Below are 20412 nucleotides of genomic sequence, written 5' to 3' on the forward strand. Positions count from 1 at the left end.
AATATGTAACAGCTACTTCACATACACAAACCAGATTTTTTGGAATACCGATGAAATAATCGGTGTATATTCCAACATTACCTTCGTCAAAATCGAACTTTCCACATGATTTTGAATGGCGTCGATTGGTAATAATGCTAACACATATAAAACGATGAAAATCATAATATATGCTTGCACAAAGCCAAGTAATGCGCCTAAGAAACTATTAAATACGCCCAATACTGGGACTTGGTTTACGAAGTCGAAAATTGTAAAGAAAATGCGTAATACAATTTTGATGCCAAAGAAAATGACCGCAAACGCTAATAGTTGGTAAAAACTCATACTAATATCCAATGAATCATTCGCAAATTTCAGCGCTGTATTTTCAGTTATTGCTGGGTATGGTACCCATAGGAGAAATTTCTCCGAAAGTGGTTTATAGTAAACATATGCCACAATGAATGCAACGATTAGTCCGACAAGATTCAATAATTGCATTAAAAATCCTTTACGATAGCCCGATACTAATGCCGCTATAAAAAGTATTATTATAAGTAAATCAATCATGCACTTCATCCTTTTGTTTTTTCAGTTCTGCCTCTAGGGATTCAAACTTTTGTTGTAATTTCAGTAGGTCGTTTACAGCATTCGCTGCGGTAAGCACAGCTAATTGGGTACTGCCTAACGCTGGGTTTGCGAGTTTAATCGCTCTCATTTGCTCATCTACCGTCACGGCAACAGCACGCATATGCATAGTTGACTCTGGTCCAACCATATTGTATGTTTGACCGTAGATATCAACCGCTATACGATTTTTCGGACGATCTTCCAACAGTATCCCTCCCTTGAAAATCTTAATACAATCATACCATGAAAAGCTTCTAAATGTGAATAACCATACGATGAAAGGTGTTAAAAAAATGTCTAATATTGTCATTCAATTAAATTCTACCGAGCAAGCCAAAGTTCATGCCTATTACGCATCCGATAAAGTTGATCGTAATGCTCCTGGCGTAATTTTCGCCGCGAAATCTAACGGCACATCAATCACTTCTTATAAATCAGGCAAAGTCATGTTCCAAGGTGGCAAAGCGGAAAATGAAGCAAATCGTTGGAGTACACCAAACACTCCTAAAACTAAGACGTCATCGAAAGGTGATACGTTGCCACCAAATTTTGAAAATATGTCGGTAATCGGCTCTGATGAAACTGGAACTGGTGATTATTTCGGACCTATAACGGTTGCTGCAGTATACGTATCATCGGATAAAATCGAACTTGTAAAAGAACTAGGTGTGAAAGATTCAAAAATGTTGTCGGATGATTTCATGCGTAAAATCGCACCAGACTTAATATCTGCCCTTCCGCATTCATTACTCATTCTACATAATCCTAAGTATAATGAAGTACAGGAAAAAGGCTGGTCACAAGGTAAGATTAAAGCGATTTTGCATAACCAAGCATTACGCAAAGTTTTGGAGAAGATTGCGCCTGAAAAACCAGACTACATCTTAATTGACCAATTCGCAGAAAGAAAAGTCTACTACAACCATATGAAGTCACAGCCCGTAATCATTGAAGAAAATGTGCTATTTGCGACAAAAGCCGAGCAACTTCACCTATCTGTTGCTGCCGCTTCAATTATCGCTCGCTACGCTTTCTTACGTGAGATGGACAAACTTTCAAAATCTGTTGGCATTACTTTACCAAAAGGTGCTGGACATCAAGTCGATGAAGTAGCCGCTAAAATCTTACTCGCTCAAGGTGAGGACGAACTTCGCCAAGTGACGAAATGGCATTTCGCAAATACGACGAAAGCTTCTCGCATCGCTTCTAAAAAAAGATTTTTATAAACAAATTCATAATCCCCTCTTTTTTACAATTAAAACCAAATATCAAAAAAAGCCGGTGTCGAGGGGGACACCGGCTTTTTGATTGCCTCAGCAATCAAGCTGTTTTTCTTTGTATATTAACATAATCGAGTGATCTTAGTTCTCTACTATTATTTGATTGGATCTTCAGCAGTAAGTTCTACTTTTTCAACGCCATCTTTAGATAGGTAATCTACAGACCAGTTTTTAACACGTTTGTTAACTGGGATTAGTTCCGTACGGAAGTACATAGGAACTACGTTAGCGTTTTCTGACATAAATTCTTGCCATTTACGGAATGCTTCCCCACGGTGAGCTGGATCTAATGATTCAGCTGAATCGATGTCATTTAATAAACCTTCAAGTTCTGGAGAAGTATAACGACTGTAGTTGAACTCAGCATTTTTAGAGTATAAGCCCATTGGAGATGGGTTTGTACCTGTACCCCATGCAGCCATGTACATGTCGATTTCTTTATCATCAGCTTTTACTTTATCGTAGAATGAGTTGAACTCGATTAAACGACCAGTAGATAATTCAACTTTAAGACCAACATCTTTCCAGTTTTGGATGTAGAATTGAACGATTTTTTCGTCTTTATCTGAACCAGACATACCTGCAAGTTTAATCGTTAATGGTTTACCGTCTTTATCTTCACGGAATCCATCACCATCTTTATCTTTATAGCCAGCTTCTTCTAATAAAGATTCAGCTTTTTTCTTATCGAAATTATAACCTTTTAATGAATCATCATAGAATGATGAGAATACTGGTGGAATTAATGAATTAGCACGCGTACGTAAACCGTCATAGTAAACTTTCGCAACTTCTTCAATATTCATTGCGTAAGCCATAGCTTGACGTAATGATTTATCATTCATTTTAGCATTTTCATCCATTACAACTTCAGATTTCTGCTTATCGTATTTACCTAATTTGAAACCGATGTAAGAGTATGCTAACTCTGGACGACCAAGGATTTCAATGTTTTTGAAGTCTTTGATTGATCCGTAATCATTTGCTGGGTAGTTCGGTACTGCAACATCATATTTACCTGCTTTAAGTGCTGCTGCCATTGAAGCAGAAGGAACAACTTCGATTACAACTTTGTCTAATTTCGGTTGACCTTTGTAGAAGTTTTTGTTCGCTACCATTTCAACTGATTCGCCTTTAACGATTTTGTTAATTACGAATGCGCCAAGTGTAACTGGGTTTTTACGAACTGCTTCTGATTTTTCTAAGTCTTTCACTGCGATATCTTTCAGTTGGTGTTTAGGTGCTGCATAACCCCAAAGACCGTCACCGCCAGAGTAAATCGCTGGAGAGATTTTCTTGAATGAAATTTCTACAGTGTGATCATCGATTTTCTTAATACCTTTAATGTCTTTAGCTTTACCATCGTGGTATTCTTTTGCACCAACGATGTTTTGGAAATCAGTGTCATAACGAACACCAGTATAATCTTTATCACCAATAATATAGTAAGGATAGATTACATCTTCAGAAGTGAATGGTTGATCATCCGACCATTTCACATCTTTTTTAAGTGTAATTTTAACTTTTTTCGCTTTTTCATCTACATCAATTTTAGCAAGACCGTCATCATCTAATAAGAAGTCTTCTTTAGTCGGATATAAAGAGTTAGATGTATAACTTAAAATTTCTGCATCATATGCATCTTCATATACTTCATAAAGGAATAATCCTTTGAATGGAGCATCGGATGAAAGGGCAACTTTTAAAGTTCCACCTTTAATTGCTTCATCTTTATTCGTTACTTCTAATGGGAATTTTGAAGTATCTACTTGCTCTTTTTCTTTCCCCTTTTCGCCGCTCTTGTCGCCGCCGCCACATGCTGCTAATACAAGCATGATCGCCGCAAGAACTGTTAGCAATAGCCAATTTTTCTTGTTCATACTAATTCCTCCCTTTTCCTAACCTAGTCTTTGTTTTGAATCTGCTGCTCGACGTAATGCTTGTCCAACATAATTTATTGCCAGCATCAAAATTAAAATTAACATTGATGCGGGAAACCATACCCACCAGTTATTCTCTAATACAACTGGATTACTTGCCGCTCCTACTAGCGTACCTAAACTCGGTACATCTGGTGGAAGGCCGAAACCTAAGAATGAAAGACCTGTCTCAATCCCAACATTACCTGCAAAGTTAAGTGTTAACTCAACAATTAGTAATGAACTGATATTTGGCAGTATCCCTTTGAACATGATGGCAAAGTTGCCTGTCCCCATCGTTTTCGAGGCGTTGACATAGTCACGATTCCCCTCTGAAAGCACCTTACTTCGAATTAACCTCGCAGTTCCAATCCAAAGGAACGCACTCATAATTAGAACGAAAGTGACAACATTATACTTAGGAATAATCGTTACGAAAACGATGATGATCATCAATGTCGGTAATGTCATATAGAAATCCATTACACGCATAATAATTGCATCTACAATTCCACCAAAATAACCTGCTGCTAAACCAATCGCTACGCCTAATACACCCGTAATAACAGTGATTGCGATGGCGATTGTTAGTGAGTTACGCGCGCCAATAATTAGCTGACCGAGTACATCACTACCACCCTGATCCGCTCCTAAAATGAAGCCATTTGTTCCTGGTTCTGCGAATTCATCATAAAGACTGATCTGCATTAATTCTTCTTTATTTATCATAAATGCCCAAACAAATGTCACGGCGATAATGCCGACAAGTACGATGAGCGAGGCTAACGCTAGTTTATCTTTCTTAAATTCACGCCATACGACTTTCAAACCTGTTGCTGGCGTACCTTCATCTTGAGTAATTAACTTTTCTTCTAATTGTTGCATAACTCTTCACCTCATTTTCTTTGATTATTAGTTATCAATACGGATACGTGGATCTACGATACTCATGACGATATCTGAAATCAGACTTCCAAGTAATGCAAGGAACCCGAATAGCAGAACAAGTGCTGTGATTACTGAGTAATCTCGTTGACCAAGCGATTGGATAAATAATTGGCCCATTCCTGGGTAACCAAAGATTGTTTCGATGAAGATTGATCCGCCTAATAAACCAGTAATTGTGAAACCGATAAATGCAGCGATTGGTAATAATGAGTTACGGAAGATATGCTTCGAATAAATTTTCTTCATTGGCACACCTTTACTTCTTGCAGTTTTAACATAATCCTGCGTTTTCGAATCGATTACTTCTGAACGTAAGTATTGAATAACCGTCGTCGTACCAAGTAATGCGAATGTAATACCAGGTAAAATGAGGTGATACACTTTGTTCCAGAAATAATCCCAGGTTCCGGCTTCGTATTTCACATCTACTGTGCCGCTTGTCGGGAACCAATCTAACTTATATCCGAAGAAGAATAGGAATAGTAGCCCTAATACGAATGTTGGGATTGCGTAACTGATGAAGCTATATAATACAGTTCCTTTATCAAACCAAGTACCTTGATAACGACCTGCATAAATACCTAATGGAATTGCGATTAAATATAATAAGATTACGCTGAATAGAGATAACCATAATGTGTTCAATGCACGATCTCCGATTAAGCTAGACACGCTATCTTTGAATGCATAACTGTCACCGAAATCACCTTGTACAGCTCCTGTAATCCAATGCCAATATTGTACATACCACGGATCATTCAACCCTGCCATCTCACGTAATTCTTCGATACGATGTGGATCAGTTTCAGGTGTAATTAACCCTGTAAATGGATCACCTGGCATTAATTTTGCAAGCCAGAAGATTAGTAAACTTAAAACAATTAACTGAGGAATCATTAGTAATACACGGCGTAATATCGTTTTCCACATATTAGTTCTCCCCTCTCTCTGAGGTCATCATTGCAACTTTATGCGTTGGAGAGAAATCTTTCAGCGGGTAAACTTTTCCGTCCTGATCGTAATATTTCTCAGCATCTGCGCGATATGCAATTTCTACTGCACGGCGTTCTTCTTTACGTTGAGCGCGTGTCGTAGGTTCAATTTTAGGAATTGCTGAAAGCAGTCGGTTCGTATAAACATGTTGAGGATTCGTATAAATATCCTTCTGTGTTCCTTGTTCAACAAATCGGCCCTTATACATAATAGAGATGTGATCGCACATATGTCGTACAACACCTAAATCATGTGAGATGAATAGATAACTTAGACCAAACTCAGTCTGAATATCTTTCATAAAGTTTAAAACCTGTGCTTGAACGGATAAATCAAGTGCTGATACTGGTTCATCCGCAATGATCATCTTCGGGTTACAAGCAACTGCTCGTGCGATTCCAAGACGTTGTTTTTGACCGCCTGAGAATTCATGTGGATATTTTAATAACGCTTCTTCAGACATCCCTACGATTTCTAGTAGTTCAATCATGCGTTTCTTTTCTTCTTTTGGTGATAAATTCATGAAATTGCGAATTGGCTCTGCCAAAACATCTTGAATTCTTTTTCTAGGGTTCATAGCAGAAGTTGAATCTTGGAAAATCATTTGAATATCACGATTGAAAGAACTGTTGCGGTTACGACGTTTATTCGTAACGTCCTCCCCTTCATAAATAACAGATCCAGAAGTGATCTTTTCAAGGCCAATAATGGCTTTACCAGTCGTTGATTTACCAGAACCTGATTCACCTACTAATCCGTATGTTTTGCCTTTTTCAAATTCCATTGTGACACCATCAACTGCATATACATGGTCGACAACTGTATTGAAAAATCCACCGCGAATTGGGTAATGGACGTTTAAGTCTTTAATTTGCATGAAGCTCATGATTTAATCCCCCTTCTTCGTGTTCAAAATGAAAGTCCTTCCAGCAAGTGCATCGAACAAGGTGATCTTGTCCAACTTCATGCAGTTGAGGGTTCGTCTCATGTTTTGATTCATCGATCCAAGGAACACGTGGACCAAAACGACAGCCAGTGCGTGGCATCTTCGTTAAAGTAGGTACCATGCCGTGAATCACTTCAAGGCGATCATTTTCGCTATCAATTTGTGGAATCGAATTTAGTAATGATCTCGTATAAGGATGTTTCGGATTGCCGAATAATTCCTCTACAGGTGCTAATTCAATGATTTGCCCTGCATACATTACTGCTACGCGATCAGCGACTTCTGCTACAACACCTAAATCATGTGTGATTAAAATGATGCCAGCATTCGTTTCTTCCTGTAAATCGCTTAATAAGTCTAAGATTTGCGCTTGAATGGTAACATCCAGTGCTGTCGTAGGCTCATCTGCAATCATAATTTTAGGTTTACAAGCAATGGCAATCGCAATAACAACACGCTGTCTCATACCACCAGATAATTGGTGAGGATATTGACGAGCAACACGCTCTGGCATATTGATTCCTACTTGGTCTAGTAATTCTAATACTCTTTTCGTTCTTTCTTTTTCGCTTAACTTCGTATGGTATTTTAATGTTTCAGCAATTTGATCGCCGATTCTCATTAACGGATTTAATGCTGCTAAAGGATCTTGGAAAATAAAACCGATATCATTTCCTCTGATTTTATTTAACTGGTCTTCTTTTAGTTTCGTAAGATTACGGTCCCCATATGTAATCTCACCCTCAACCTTTGTGTTGCCTTCTGGGTGTAACCCAACGATTGATGTCGCTAATGTACTTTTACCACAACCAGACTCCCCTACAATTGCTAGCACTTCATTTTCATTTAGTGTTAGATTGATATCTTCAATTGCTGCAAAGTACTCGTCTTTAATCCTAAAGCTCGTATGTAGATTTTTGATTTTGAGTAATTCTTTTGATGTATTCAAAATATTTCCCCTTTCCGCTCAATCTTGAATATTAAGAATATTTCAAGTCTTTTGATTGTAATTATACATGAATGTATATATTACGAATACCGAAATAAATAGAGTGTAAAAATTGATTCCAAAGAAGATGAGTGTAAAAGAACATCAATTTTGGAAATAAGTTAAAAGTTTATTTTTTCTTAATATAACACAATTTTTGAAATTATCTATATATTTCGTGAAATTCTTTAAAATATTCTTAATTTTCTAGAGAATTGCGATCAATTTGTAAAAAATGTATTACCTTTATTTCAAATTATAGCATAATTTTTACAACCTAAAAATACTTTTTTTCAAACCAATTAAAAAATAACCTACAGAAAATAGAATTTCCTGTAGGTTATCGAGCATTTATGGTGTTTATCTTAATTCAACAGATAGCTTAGATTGTAAAGCAGTAAGCACTAAATCATGCACCGCTACAACTTCTTCATCCGTTAATGTCTTAGTTGGATCAAAGTATTTTAATGTGAAGGCTAATGATTTTTTACCTTCAGCCATATTACTTCCTTCATACAAGTCAAATACTTGTACTGATTTCAGTAGTTGGCCACCCGCTTCAGTAATAACTGCTTCAATTGTGCCAGCTTCCACTGTTTGATCGACAACTAAAGCGATATCACGAGAAATCGATGGGAAACGAGGAATTGGCGTGCACACTAATGGCTCAACTGATACATTCGCTAATTGTTTGAAGCTCATTTCTGCCACATATGTGTCTTTTAAGCCCATTTCTTTTTGTTCTTTCGGGTGTAATTGGCCTAAGAAACCGACTTTTTCACCATCTAAAAGAATTTCAGCTGTACGACCTGGGTGCATACCTTCTTGTTTAGTAGATGCATATTGAACGCGAGCTGTTAAGCCTAATTTTTCAATTAAACCTTCGATGATTCCTTTAAGAACGAAGAAATCAACTGCTTTATGTTCACCTTGCCAAGCGTGATCAACCCATTTACCAGTCATTACGATTGCTAAATGTTCAACTTCATTTGGCAGTCCGTCTTCACCTTTTCCAAGGAATACAGAACCCGTTTCGTAAAGTGCCACTGATGATACTTGACGCGATACATTGTGTACTGCCGCTTCGATTAAGTGTGGTAATAAACTTTGACGTAAAGTACTGTGATCTTCACTCATAGGCATTAATAGACGCGTTGTTTCTTCTTTTTTCAATGCGTATTTTTGTGAAAGTTCATCAGAAGTTAACGAATAAGTTAATGCTTGATATAAGCCACTACCTTCTAAATGATGACGTGATACACGACGGATTTCTTGATATGGTGTTAAGCCACCTGCGATTGTTTCAGCAACTGGAATTGTTTTTGGAATTTCGTCATAACCGTACATACGTGCGATTTCTTCCACGATATCTTCTTCGATTTTAATATCTTGACGACGTGTTGGTGCATCTACGATTAGTAGACCATTCGCTGTTTCAACATTGAAGCGAAGACGCGTTAAAATAGAAACCATTTCATTTAAAGAAATTTTCATTCCTAAACGAGAGTTGATAAAGTCTGGTGATACGACAACACGTGAAGGTGTTTTATCTAATTCGTCGACTACAACTGTTCCTTCTAATACTGTACCGCCAGCGATTTCAGCCATCATTTTAGCTGCACGATCTGCTGCTGGTAAGATGCGTTCAGGATCGATTCCTTTTTCAAAACGAGCGCTCGCATCACTACGAAGTCCTAAATCTTTAGAAGTGTAACGAACAGATAATCCTTCGAAATAAGCAGATTCAATAACTACTGTCGTTGTTTTCTCTGTTACTTCTGAATCAAATCCACCCATTACGCCTGCTACTGCAACTGGTGCTTTACCATTTGTAATAACAAGGTTTGAAGCTTTAAGTGTACGTTCTTTGCCATCTAAAGTTTTAATGTTTTCGCCTTCATTTGCTAAACGAACAACGATTTCACCTGTTTCAAGTGCATCGTAATCGAATGCGTGTAAAGGTTGGCCATATTCCATTAAGATGTAGTTTGTAATATCGACTACATTGTTCAATGGACGTACGCCTACTGCCATAAGTGATTGTTGTAACCAAAGTGGTGATTCACCAATCGTTACATTTTCAACAACTTTCGCTGCGTATAGAGGATTTTGTTCTTTTGCTTCAACAACTACTTTAATTTTGTCAGCTGCTTTTGCAGAAGAAGTTTCATGAGTTGTTTCTGGTAGTTTGATTTCGCGATCTAAAATAGCTGCGACTTCATAAGCTACGCCTAACATACTCATAGCATCCGAACGGTTTGGTGTAAGACCTAGTTCTAGCACTACATCATTTAAGCCAAGTACTTCTACAGGATCTGCGCCAACTGGTGTTTCAGCAGGAAGTACGTAAATACCTTCAGCGTAAGCTTTTGGTACAACTTTACCTTCTACACCTAATTCTTGTAATGAACAGATCATACCGTGAGATACTTCTCCGCGTAGTTTTGCTTTTTTAATTTTGCCGCCTGGTAAATGAGCGCCTGGACGAGCTACGATTACTTTTTGACCTACAGCTACATTTGGAGCGCCACAAACGATTTGTGATAGCTCCTCTTCACCGAAGTCTACTTGGCAAATATTTAATTTATCTGCTTCAGGATGTTTTGCTTTTTCTTTTACCTCGCCGACCATTAATTTTTTTAGACCTGATGATAAATGTTCAACAGCATCTACTTCAATACCCGCGCGTGTAATTTTCTCTGCTAATTCTTCTGGTTCGAAACCAGAAATATCTACATATTTAGATAACCAATTTAATGAAACGTACATGGATAACTCCTCCTAATCTTCTGCTCTTTGGAATTGTTCTAAGAAACGAACATCATTTGTATAGAAATCACGAATGTCATCTACACCGTAACGTAGCATCGCGATACGTTCTTGCCCCATACCGAATGCGAAACCAGTAACTTTTTTCGGATCGTAGCCTGCTTTTTCAAGAACATTCGGGTGAACCATTCCTGCACCAAGAATTTCGATCCAACCAGTGTTTTTACATACATTACAACCTTTACCTCCACATTTGAAACAAGAAATATCCATTTCAACTGAAGGCTCTGTGAATGGGAAGTAACTTGGGCGTAGACGGATTTCACGCTCATCGCCGAACATTTTCTTCGCGAAAATATCTAAAGTTCCTTTTAAATCACTCATGCGAATGTTTTCGCCAATTACTAAACCTTCAATTTGGTTGAATTGATGTGAGTGCGTTGCATCATCGCTATCACGACGGAATACTTTACCTGGGCAAATAATACGGATTGAAGCGCCGTCTTTTTCCTCCATTGTACGCGCTTGTACTGGTGACGTATGCGTACGCATTAAAATTTCTTCAGAGATGTAGAAAGTATCTTGCATATCACGCGCTGGGTGACCTTTTGGTAAGTTTAATGCTTCAAAGTTGTAGTAATCTTTCTCAACTTCAGGACCTTCCACTACTTCGTAACCCATGCCGATGAATAGATTTTCGATTTCTTCTGTTACACGTGTAAGTGGGTGTGAGTTCCCTACTTTTACAGTGCGTCCTGGAAGTGTTACGTCGATTGTTTCTTTCGCTAATTGTTCTTCCACTGCTTTTTCTTCAAGAGCAGTCATTTTTGTTTCAAGTACTTGTTGAACTTCTCCACGTACTTCATTTACTAGAGCCCCCATTTTTGGACGTTCTTCGTTCGGTAATTTACCCATACCTTTTAATAAGTCCGTGATTGGACCTTTTTTACCTAAATAAGCAACACGTACATCATTTAGTTGCTTCACATCTTGTGCAGCTTCGATTTTCTCAAGAGCTTCTTGCTTTAATACTACTAATTGTTCTGCCATTTCCATGTGAAAAATCCTCCTTTAATTTCGTCCTGATCTTGTCTCAAAGTATTTTTGAACATAAAAAAACCCCGCCCTATAAAAGGGACGAGGATTATTCGCGTTACCACCCTAGTTACTGCATAAATTACATGCAATCACTTCATTGAATTAACGGCTCAGTTGCCGGCGTACCTTTACAGCATATGCTGGTCCCGGTCGCTGCTAGCGGGGCGAACTTCTACAAATATAGTGGCATATATTCACTTTCAGTCTATGGTGAATACTTCCTACATGCATATATTGTATACTTTTCCCGATCAGTGCATTTCATTATTTTGAATACGGTCTTATTATAACCATATTGCTACTATACTTCAAGTGTTTCTATGCTGTAGCAAAGTGATAAAGTACGATCCCAGTTGCTACTGCTACATTTAAAGATTCTGCGCCACCCATAATTGGAATGATGACATTTTGCGTTGTTTGTGCTAATAATTCTTTCGAAATACCGCTACCTTCATTCCCCATAATCAAAGCAAATTTCGGACCTTTCTCCACTTGATTATAAATAACCGAAGTCGCATCTAAAGCCGTACCATAAACAGGGACTTCTTGTTCTTTCAGTTGTTCAACCCACTCAACTAAATCACCACGAAGAACAGGAATATGGAAAATTGAACCCTGTGTCGAACGAATTGTTTTCGGATTGAATGGATCCGCACTTCCTTTTCCAAGAATGACCGCATCAATACCTGCCGCATCTGCTGTGCGAATCATTGTACCGATATTGCCTGGATCTTGTACCGCATCAACTAATAAAAGTTTTTTCCACGTAGGCTTCACTTCAAATTCAGGTTGCTTACAATGAGCGAAAATCCCTTGTGTATGCTCTGTTTCAGCAAGTTCAGCTGCAATTGCATCCGTTACTTCGATTATATAAATATTTTCTACATCCCAATCAGACGGAATTTCTACGCCATCACGGATGATTAAATTCAATACTTCTGTACCATTTAGCGCTTCTTCAACTAGGTGGAACCCTTCAACAAGGAATTCTCCTGATTTATCGCGCTCTTTGCGAGTAGTCGCAAGTTTTTTCCAATACTTCACTAAAGAGTTGGAAGATGATTCGATTCTTTTCATTGTGTGACCGTCCTTTTTTACATCGTTAATACTATTTTGCCAAATTGCTCATTCACTTGCAAACGTTCAAATGCTTTTTGAGCTTCTTCTATATTATATACTACATCAATGATTGGGTGTATGTTATGTTCTGTCATAAATTGAATACATTTTCTAAATTCTTCACGACTTCCAAGTGTAGTCCCTTTCAAATTGTATTGTCCGTAGAAAAATTCTCTTAAATTTATTGAAGTTATGTCAGCTGTAGTCGCACCGAAAGTGACAAAAGTTCCTCCCTTTTTCAATACTTGTAAAGAGCGATTGAACGTTGCTTCCCCGACACTATCGATCACTAAGTCGATTACCTCATCTTTCAAAGCCTCTTGCCAATCCGCTGCTGTATCCAGCGCAAGATCAGCTCCAATCGCTAATGCAGCTTCCCTTTTGGATGCAGATCTAGATGTCACAATCACTCTCGCTCCAACTTTATGCGCTAATTGAATGATAAATGTCGCAACACCACTACCCGCCCCCGGAATAAAGATTGTCTGCCCTTTCTTAATCTCGCCTTTCGTGAATAATGCACGATAACCTGTCAACGGCGCAATGCCAATCGTTGCCGCCTCTTCCCAAGATAGATATGCTGGCTTCTTCTCTAATTGCTCAGCAGAAATGGCGATTTTCTCCGCAAATGTACCATGATCAGGCAAACTTAGAATTTCAAAACCATCAGGTGGTATCAGTGACTCATCAAACCAACGTAATGATGGGTTAATAATCACTTCATCGCCAATATGCCAACTTTTCACATCTTCACTTATTTCTTCAATAATCCCTGCTGCATCAGAACCTAGTATTAACGCTTCTGCTTCATTTCCTAAACGATTCGGCGTATATAAATCCCGGCGATTCACACTTGCACTTTTGATCTTCACAAGTACTTCGCCTTTTTGTAAAGTCGGTTCTTCTTGTTCCCCGACTATTAATCGTCCTTTTTCAAAAAATACTGCTTTCATTTTTACATCTCCCCTTTCGCTTATTTTAGTCTAATGTGCAGTTAATTTTCAAATAAATCAGATAATAAAAAATAGTCCCTCTGTATTTTTCAGAGGAACTCGATGTTTTTTAACCTAAAACCGATACTAACACAGCTTTTTGAGCATGCAGACGATTTTCAGCTTGTTGGAAAATATAGGAGTTGTCGCCATCAATTATTGTTGTCGCTACTTCTTCTTCACGATGAGCAGGTAAGCAGTGCAGGAACATATAATCCGCTTTCGCATTTGCTACAAGCGCTTCAGAAATTTGGAATCCTTCAAAATCTTTTAGACGTTTTGCTGATTCCTCTTCTTGGCCCATTGAAGTCCAAACATCTGTATAAATAACGTCCGCATCTTTCGCAGCTTCAAATGGATCATTCGTAAATGTCACTGTACTACCATTTTGTGTTGCGATTTCCGTAGCAATTTTCATCGCTTCTCCAGAAGGTTCGTAGTTTGTTGGTGAAGCCACAACAACGTCCATTCCAACATGAGCTGCCGCTACAACAAGTGAGTGTGCAACATTATTTCCATCACCAATATAAGCTAGTTTCAACCCTTTAAATTCACCTTTTACTTCTTTGATTGTTTCTAAATCAGCTAATGCCTGACAAGGGTGTGCTAAATCCGTTAATCCGTTAATGACAGGAATTGAAGCATGCTCTGCCAATTCAGCGACCATCGCATGTGAATTCGCTCGAATCATAATACCGTCTACATAACCTGACATGACATGAGCTGTATCGTGGACAGATTCACCACGCCCGATTTGTAAATCACGCGCATTCATAAACATTCCTTTACCACCTAATTGATGCATACCTACTTCGAATGAAATACGTGTACGCGTAGAGTTTTTCTCGAAGATCATCGCTAATGTTTTACCTTCTAATAAAGTTGAGCATTTACCTGCCTTCGTAATCGTTTTTAATTGGATGGCTAAATCAATTAATTGCTGAACTTCTTCACTTGTATAATCAGCAAGTGATAGTAAATCCTTCCCTTTTAAACTATCTACAATTTGTAATTGAACTTCTTCTAATAATTTCATATGAATCTCTCCCTTTATTTGTATGTTTGTATATCCTATTATAGTTATGTATATTTATTCTGTCAAATGCATTTTTATGTTTTTAGGTTTTTTCAACAAATGTATAATTATCAGCATTTAAAAGGATAATCAGCTTGAACCCCATTACCAATTATACATTTATTGAATAAAAAAAGGAATCGCATTCTACTGCGACTCCTTTTCCTATTATACCTTTTGAACTTTTTTTACGACGATTAAAGTAATTATTTTATTCATATAATCACAAATTTAATTTAAACCTTCACAGAAATCATACCTAACTTGGAGGGGGCATTTTATTATAAAACTACCCCCAAAATACTAGTCAAACGTGATTGCATTTACTGTATCTGCATCTAGTTTTTTGATTACTTCGATGACTAATTTTACTGCGTTGTCAAAATCATCGCGATGTAAAACGCCTGCGTGCGAGTGGATATAACGAGTCGCAATACCGATTGAAAGTGCTGGTACACCATTTGCAGTAATATGAATTGAACCTGCATCCGTACCGCCACCAGGAATTGCTTCGTATTGATAAGGGATTCTCGCATCTTCTGCTGTTTGCACAACTAAATCGCGTAATCCTTTATGGCCAACCATTGAACCATCATAAACGATAATTTGTGGACCATCACCCATTTTCGAAGCTGCTTCTGACGGTGAAACTCCTGGCGTATCACCAGCGATGCCAACGTCTACTGCAAAACCGATATCCGGATTGATTTGGTGCGTTGCAGTTTTAGATCCACGAAGACCCACTTCTTCTTGCACTACGCCACAACCATAAACGATATTCGGGTGGTTTTCATTTTCTAATCCTTTTAATACTTCAATCGCAATTGCACAACCGATACGATTATCCCAAGCTTTTGCTAAAAGGAATTTCTCATTTTTCATAACAGTGAATTCAAAATAAGGTGCGATCATGTCGCCAGGACGTACACCCCACTCCATAACTTCTTCTTTAGAAGTTGCACCAATGTCGATGAACATTTGCTTAATATCCGCTGCTTTATTACGTTGCTCAGCAGGTAGAATATGTGGTGGTTTCGAACCGATTACACCCGTAATTGTTTCGCCAGAACGTGTAATAATTTGTACGCGCTGCGCTAACATTACTTGACTCCACCAACCACCAACAGTTTGGAATTTGATAAACCCTTTGTCATCGATTTGTGTAACCATGAATCCAACTTCATCTAGGTGACCCGCTACCATAATTTTCGGACCTTTTTCATCGCCAACTTTTTTAGCGATTAATGAACCTAAACCATCCGTTTCGATTGAATTCGCATATGGTTCAATATATTTCTTCATGACTTCGCGTGCTTCTTTTTCATTACCAGCAATAGCTCTCGCATCCGTTAATTCTTTTAACATTGTTAAAGTAGCATCTAATTGCATACAATAACCCCCTTTGTCATAATCTTCTCTATTATACAATAGAAGTTAGTATCCTGTACGCTGTCTCGCATAATTTTCTTCGTTTTTCGAAATATATGCTTGGATAATACTTTCCTCATCAAATTTTAATGAGCGAGCAATTGCGCCATAGCATTTCCAAATTTCTTCATAGTTTGGTAGCGTAACATCATCTGCAAAGACAATAATTGATTTTTGAGTTTGCAAAAATAGTTCTGTTAATGAATTTTCTCTTGCATCTTTCGGCCACTCTTCTAAGTGCGTGAAGTCACGCATAATGCCTAATGATAAAAGGAAGTGGATCGAATCTACGAATTCCTCTAAAATAACTGCATCTTCCGAAGGTCCTTTTTCACTCCAAAATTTAAAGCAACGTGTTTCATTCGCAAGTTCTCCTAGCTCTACTAATAAAGCTAAAGTTTTTTCACGAAATACATCAAAGTCGATTTTTTTCGTCTCCACAATATACGCATCTAATTGTTCTTGCATTGTAAATAATTTTTGTAAGTTCATTTTTTACATCCTCTCAAATTAGGTCAAAATAGAATGAGCCGTAAATGACGAAATCAATCAGCATTAAAAGTGTGAATCCAACAACGAATTTCATTTTTTTAATTTTGTGCCGGAACACAATCATCCCTAGAAATGCGCCAGGAGCTCCGCCGATTAAGGCTAGTAACCATAGCGATTTCTCTGGTACGCGCCATTCTCTTTTGATTGCTTTTCTTTTATCATAGCCCATCTGAATAAAACTACAAATACTACATATTATAAGCCACATAGTCACCCTTCTTTACTACTATTATTCTAGCATACGGTATGTGTCGAAAGGCAACAAAAAAAGTAGAAATTGCCAACTACTCGCAATCTCTACTCTACTACTATTTAATTTTTACGTACTTCTTATTTGCAGTAATATATTTACCTGAACCTAACTTTAAGCGTGGCGTTCCATTCGAAGACCAGCGAACGCCAGTAACAGTCAATGTTTTACCTTTTGCATAGGCTGTACCTGTTTTCTCTTTAAAGCTCACAGTTGTGTACTCATTCACTTTAGAAGTTGTTACGATTTTTTTAGGATTAATATATAAATAATCCGTTACATTGTTTACAACTTTACGTGTATTCGTTTTTAATGCACTAATATAGTAGCCTGAAATTGTTTTTAATACAGGTGTCCCTTTTGAAGTGTATTTAATATCACTAATTGTGAAAATTGTATTTGGTGAATAAGTCGCCAATTTATTTTTTGCTACAAAGTTCGTTGATTTATATGCACTTTGAGTTGTTTGTAAAATAACTTTCTTCGGCACTACAGTTGTATAATCTTCAATATTAGAACGTGTTTTCACAACATAATCCATATTCGATGTAATATAAGTACCATCGTCTAGTTTAAGTCGTGGCGTTCCACTTTTCGTTAATACAATTTTTTCGACTTCGACAATTTCATTACGATCATATCGACCGATTTTCGTATTGTCATTGAATGTTGTAGAATCATAATTCGCTACAGCTTTTTTAATCGCTACTTTTTTAGGATTCGTTGTATAGTATTTCGGTTTTGAAGGTTCGACAGGTTTTTGGACATCTTTCGTATAGAAACTTAATTCCTTCGTTCCAACCAGTTTGTTCAAATCAACATATCCTGGTACACCGGCAATTCTACCTTTATCAGTATACTGCCAAATATCATGTTTGAAAGCTGGTTTCAAATTACCATAACGTGGAATCCATACAAAATCAGCTTTAGACATATCTAAATTGAATTGATTATATGTATGATGTCCTACGTAAATACCAATTTTTTTATCTGTTAATTTACGTAATTCCGCAATGAATGAACTCGTGATTGCGCGCATTCTTTTCGGATTTTTCTCTGTACTTGTATCTTCTTCTACATCGACAACGTAGAATTTAGCGTCTTTACCTGCTCGTTTGTAGAAATCGCGTGCTTCAACTTTTGCATCTGCTTCATCAGTTGCTAAGAAGTATGCATATACACCATATGGTACGCCGTATTTTGTTGCTTGGCTTTCATATGTTTTATGTTGACGATCTTCAAGAACACTACCATATTGTGTGCGAATAATCGCTAAATCAGCCGCTTTTGAAAATTGAGACCAATTAATATTGCCTTGGTGATGAGAAATATCTACTACTACTGGATCATTCGCAGAAGCTCTTAACATCTTCGGTTGCGGTTTTGTTAAATCTGTGACAAATGGCTTACCTTCCCACTTTGATTTACTATCAGGATTAGCCGGCGCTAATTCTTCAGTGACATCATCATTTGTAGCGGCAGTTGCATTCATACTATGCATACTAAATGTTGCAATAATAAGCATAACGAATGGTAAAGCCCATTTAAAAGCTACTTTCATTTTTTGTATCTCTCCTTTTCTTGTTGACAGTCTCTTCATTCAAATTTCCTATATCTAACTGACTATTACTAGAATACCAAAAAAAACACTATTTTTGTGACATGTTTTAACATCATTTCCTTTTCAAATATTAAAAAAACATTACATTTCTGAAAAACTTGTAATAATAGACCTATAAATATACCTTTTGTAACAATAGACAAAAAAAGCAAATCACAGATTGTGATTTGCTTTTGATTTACTGCTCATACCAAGGGATTTCTTTGTATAAAGTTTTCTTCGCTGAGACATATTTACCATTATCTAATCTAAATCTAGGATAACCAAGCTTATTATATTCAATGCCTACTACTTGGATATTCGTGCCGATTGCCACATCCACCGGTTTATTCTCTGCATTATCATCATTTTCTTCACCAAACATTAATGTTTCATACATTTTCATTTTCTTTTTTGTTTGTAAATGATGCGTTACATCGCGGTAATAGTTTTCGATTGTACTTGGTGCTTCAATTACATCATTTTTACTCGCTGATACAAATTTACCACTTAGAATTTGGAATCTGTTTTGCCCTGAACCATTATAAACTACTTTATTAACATTAAAAATTGTGTATTGAGGGATTTTTTCTGGTTTTCTATTTGAAGTAGAAGAATCATAAATGTATAGCTCTTTCTTAGTAATAATCTTCTTCACTTTGTCATCTGCTGTGTAAAAACCTTCTGCTTTTGCTGCAGTTGTTTTTAATACAAGTGCTTTACTTGCTGTAACGAAAAGGCCATTAGATAATTCTAATCTTGGTGTACCCGCAGATGATTTTGTGATTTTTTCAACTTTTAGGACAGAACCTTCTGCATATGTTTTTTTGTAGTTTTTACTAACTAGGTCACGTTTTTTATATGCTTTTACCTTCTTTTTCAAAATGACATATTTAGGATTCATCACATAGTATTTTTTCACTAGTTCTGAATTTGAAGTTTGTGAAATCTTATTCGTGAAAAATTCTAATTTCGTGCCATTTGCAAGTCTGTTTAAATCTACATTACCGTTAATTCCTGGAACTCGACCACTACTTGTATACTGCCATAGTTGGTGGTTATAAGCTGGTGATGTATAGCCATAACGTGGAATCCATACAAATTCAAATTTCGATGTATCTAAATTAAATGAACTGTATAAATGGTTCGCCACATATAGTCCGATTTTCTTATCTGTTAGTTCACGTAACTCTTTTACATACTCATTCACTACTCTACGCATAGAGTAACCATTTTTATTTGTTTTTACTTCTACATCGAGAACATAGAATTCAGTATTTTTACTTGCGCGGTTGTAGAAAGCTCTCGCTTCTGCTCTTGCTTCCGCTGGTGTTCCCGCTCTTACGAATGAATATACCCCAAAAGGAAGATCTTGACGTTTCGCTGCACTTTCATATGATTTATGCATATAATCTTCTACACTAATTCCGTCCTGTGTTCGGATAATGACTAAATCTAGCGCTGCGGCTGCTTTATCCCAATCAATATTGCCCTGCCATTTTGAAATATCGGCAATCAATGGCGCGTCAGCAGATTGTTTTTGTAATAATTTATTGCTTGGGTATTCCCATGGAACTGTACTCTCAGGTTTTGCAGTATTTTCGTAAGCTTTCGCTTCATTAGTAAAAGCTAGTCCGAAAACAACTGATAATGAAAGTATAAATAAGAGCATTAAAATCTTCTTCATTCTGTCAATCCTTCCTAGTTCTAAAGTCTTTTTATATTATAATCAATTATTCCCATTTTAGCACTCGTATAATACAACAGCAATTCTATTTCATTACTTTTATTACATATTAATGTCATATCGATTGCATTTGGTAATTATTTAGTTTTTTTATCA

18 protein-coding genes and 1 other annotated feature are annotated in these 20412 nt (G+C 37.1%); of the genes, 1 reads left to right on the forward strand and 17 read right to left on the reverse strand.

Features of this window, described 5'->3' with window-relative positions; translation table 11 throughout:
- Positions 1–12 precede the first annotated feature (12 nt).
- Both DF281_RS04235 and zapA read right to left on the reverse strand, forming a co-directional pair.
- Positions 13–552, reverse strand: a complete 540-nt coding sequence (locus DF281_RS04235) for a CvpA family protein (RefSeq protein ID WP_109349002.1) — start codon at positions 550–552, stop codon at positions 13–15.
- On the reverse strand, positions 545–817 hold the full coding sequence (gene zapA, locus DF281_RS04240; protein WP_109349003.1) for a cell division protein ZapA: 273 nt from the start codon (positions 815–817) through the stop codon (positions 545–547). Before zapA ends, DF281_RS04235 begins: the two co-directional genes overlap by 8 nt.
- An 88-nt stretch (positions 818–905) precedes the next feature.
- Here zapA and rnhC point away from each other — a divergent pair, with 88 nt between their 5' ends.
- On the forward strand, positions 906–1838 hold the full coding sequence (gene rnhC / locus DF281_RS04245; protein WP_109349004.1) for a ribonuclease HIII: 933 nt from the start codon (positions 906–908) through the stop codon (positions 1836–1838).
- 149 nt (positions 1839–1987) lie between these two features.
- Here rnhC and DF281_RS04250 read toward each other — a convergent pair whose 3' ends face one another.
- The 15 genes from DF281_RS04250 to DF281_RS04320 form a co-directional block, all read right to left on the reverse strand.
- Positions 1988–3772 carry an oligopeptide ABC transporter substrate-binding protein gene (locus DF281_RS04250; protein ID WP_109349005.1) on the reverse strand — a complete coding sequence of 595 codons (1785 nt, stop codon included), beginning with the start codon at positions 3770–3772 and terminating at the stop codon, positions 1988–1990.
- Positions 3773–3790: 18 nt separating this feature from the next.
- The gene (locus tag DF281_RS04255; protein WP_109349006.1) at positions 3791–4696 is read right to left on the reverse strand and encodes an ABC transporter permease; all 906 of its coding nucleotides are present in this window, start codon (positions 4694–4696) and stop codon (positions 3791–3793) included.
- A gap of 27 nt (positions 4697–4723) precedes the next feature.
- Positions 4724–5689 carry an oligopeptide ABC transporter permease gene (gene opp4B, locus DF281_RS04260; protein WP_109349007.1) on the reverse strand — a complete coding sequence of 322 codons (966 nt, stop codon included), beginning with the start codon at positions 5687–5689 and terminating at the stop codon, positions 4724–4726.
- A gap of 1 nt (position 5690) precedes the next feature.
- The gene (locus tag DF281_RS04265) at positions 5691–6638 is read right to left on the reverse strand and encodes an ATP-binding cassette domain-containing protein (protein WP_109349008.1); all 948 of its coding nucleotides are present in this window, start codon (positions 6636–6638) and stop codon (positions 5691–5693) included.
- Positions 6619–7647: an ABC transporter ATP-binding protein gene (locus DF281_RS04270; RefSeq protein WP_109349009.1), complete on the reverse strand. Its 1029-nt coding sequence runs from the start codon at positions 7645–7647 to the stop codon at positions 6619–6621. Before DF281_RS04270 ends, DF281_RS04265 begins: the two co-directional genes overlap by 20 nt.
- 399 nt (positions 7648–8046) lie before the next feature.
- On the reverse strand, positions 8047–10455 hold the full coding sequence (gene pheT / locus DF281_RS04275) for a phenylalanine--tRNA ligase subunit beta (RefSeq protein ID WP_109349010.1): 2409 nt from the start codon (positions 10453–10455) through the stop codon (positions 8047–8049).
- 12 nt (positions 10456–10467) lie between these two features.
- Positions 10468–11505 (reverse strand): phenylalanine--tRNA ligase subunit alpha, encoded by a 1038-nt coding sequence (pheS, locus tag DF281_RS04280; RefSeq protein WP_109349064.1) that lies wholly within the window; start codon positions 11503–11505, stop codon positions 10468–10470.
- Between the two features lie 80 nt (positions 11506–11585).
- Positions 11586–11817: a binding site (T-box leader), on the reverse strand.
- 54 nt (positions 11818–11871) lie between these two features.
- Complete coding sequence (locus DF281_RS04285; RefSeq protein ID WP_109349011.1) at positions 11872–12630, reverse strand: TrmH family RNA methyltransferase; 759 nt, start codon at positions 12628–12630, stop codon at positions 11872–11874.
- A gap of 17 nt (positions 12631–12647) precedes the next feature.
- Complete coding sequence (locus DF281_RS04290) at positions 12648–13625, reverse strand: zinc-binding dehydrogenase (RefSeq protein ID WP_109349012.1); 978 nt, start codon at positions 13623–13625, stop codon at positions 12648–12650.
- 109 nt (positions 13626–13734) lie between these two features.
- Complete coding sequence (gene argF, locus DF281_RS04295; protein WP_109349013.1) at positions 13735–14700, reverse strand: ornithine carbamoyltransferase; 966 nt, start codon at positions 14698–14700, stop codon at positions 13735–13737.
- A gap of 342 nt (positions 14701–15042) precedes the next feature.
- Positions 15043–16128 carry a M42 family metallopeptidase gene (locus tag DF281_RS04300; RefSeq protein ID WP_109349014.1) on the reverse strand — a complete coding sequence of 362 codons (1086 nt, stop codon included), beginning with the start codon at positions 16126–16128 and terminating at the stop codon, positions 15043–15045.
- A 45-nt stretch (positions 16129–16173) separates the two neighbouring features.
- On the reverse strand, positions 16174–16659 hold the full coding sequence (locus DF281_RS04305; RefSeq protein ID WP_109349015.1) for a dUTP diphosphatase: 486 nt from the start codon (positions 16657–16659) through the stop codon (positions 16174–16176).
- Between the two features lie 13 nt (positions 16660–16672).
- Positions 16673–16927, reverse strand: a complete 255-nt coding sequence (locus DF281_RS04310) for a DUF1294 domain-containing protein (RefSeq protein WP_109349016.1) — start codon at positions 16925–16927, stop codon at positions 16673–16675.
- Between the two features lie 100 nt (positions 16928–17027).
- On the reverse strand, positions 17028–18530 hold the full coding sequence (locus DF281_RS04315) for a DUF5776 domain-containing protein (protein WP_166636079.1): 1503 nt from the start codon (positions 18528–18530) through the stop codon (positions 17028–17030).
- A gap of 238 nt (positions 18531–18768) precedes the next feature.
- On the reverse strand, positions 18769–20256 hold the full coding sequence (locus tag DF281_RS04320) for a DUF5776 domain-containing protein (protein ID WP_109349018.1): 1488 nt from the start codon (positions 20254–20256) through the stop codon (positions 18769–18771).
- Positions 20257–20412: the final 156 nt, after the last annotated feature.

It is taken from the genome of Kurthia zopfii (genome assembly GCF_003143955.1).
GTDB classification, from domain to species: Bacteria; Bacillota; Bacilli; order Bacillales_A; family Planococcaceae; genus Kurthia; species Kurthia zopfii.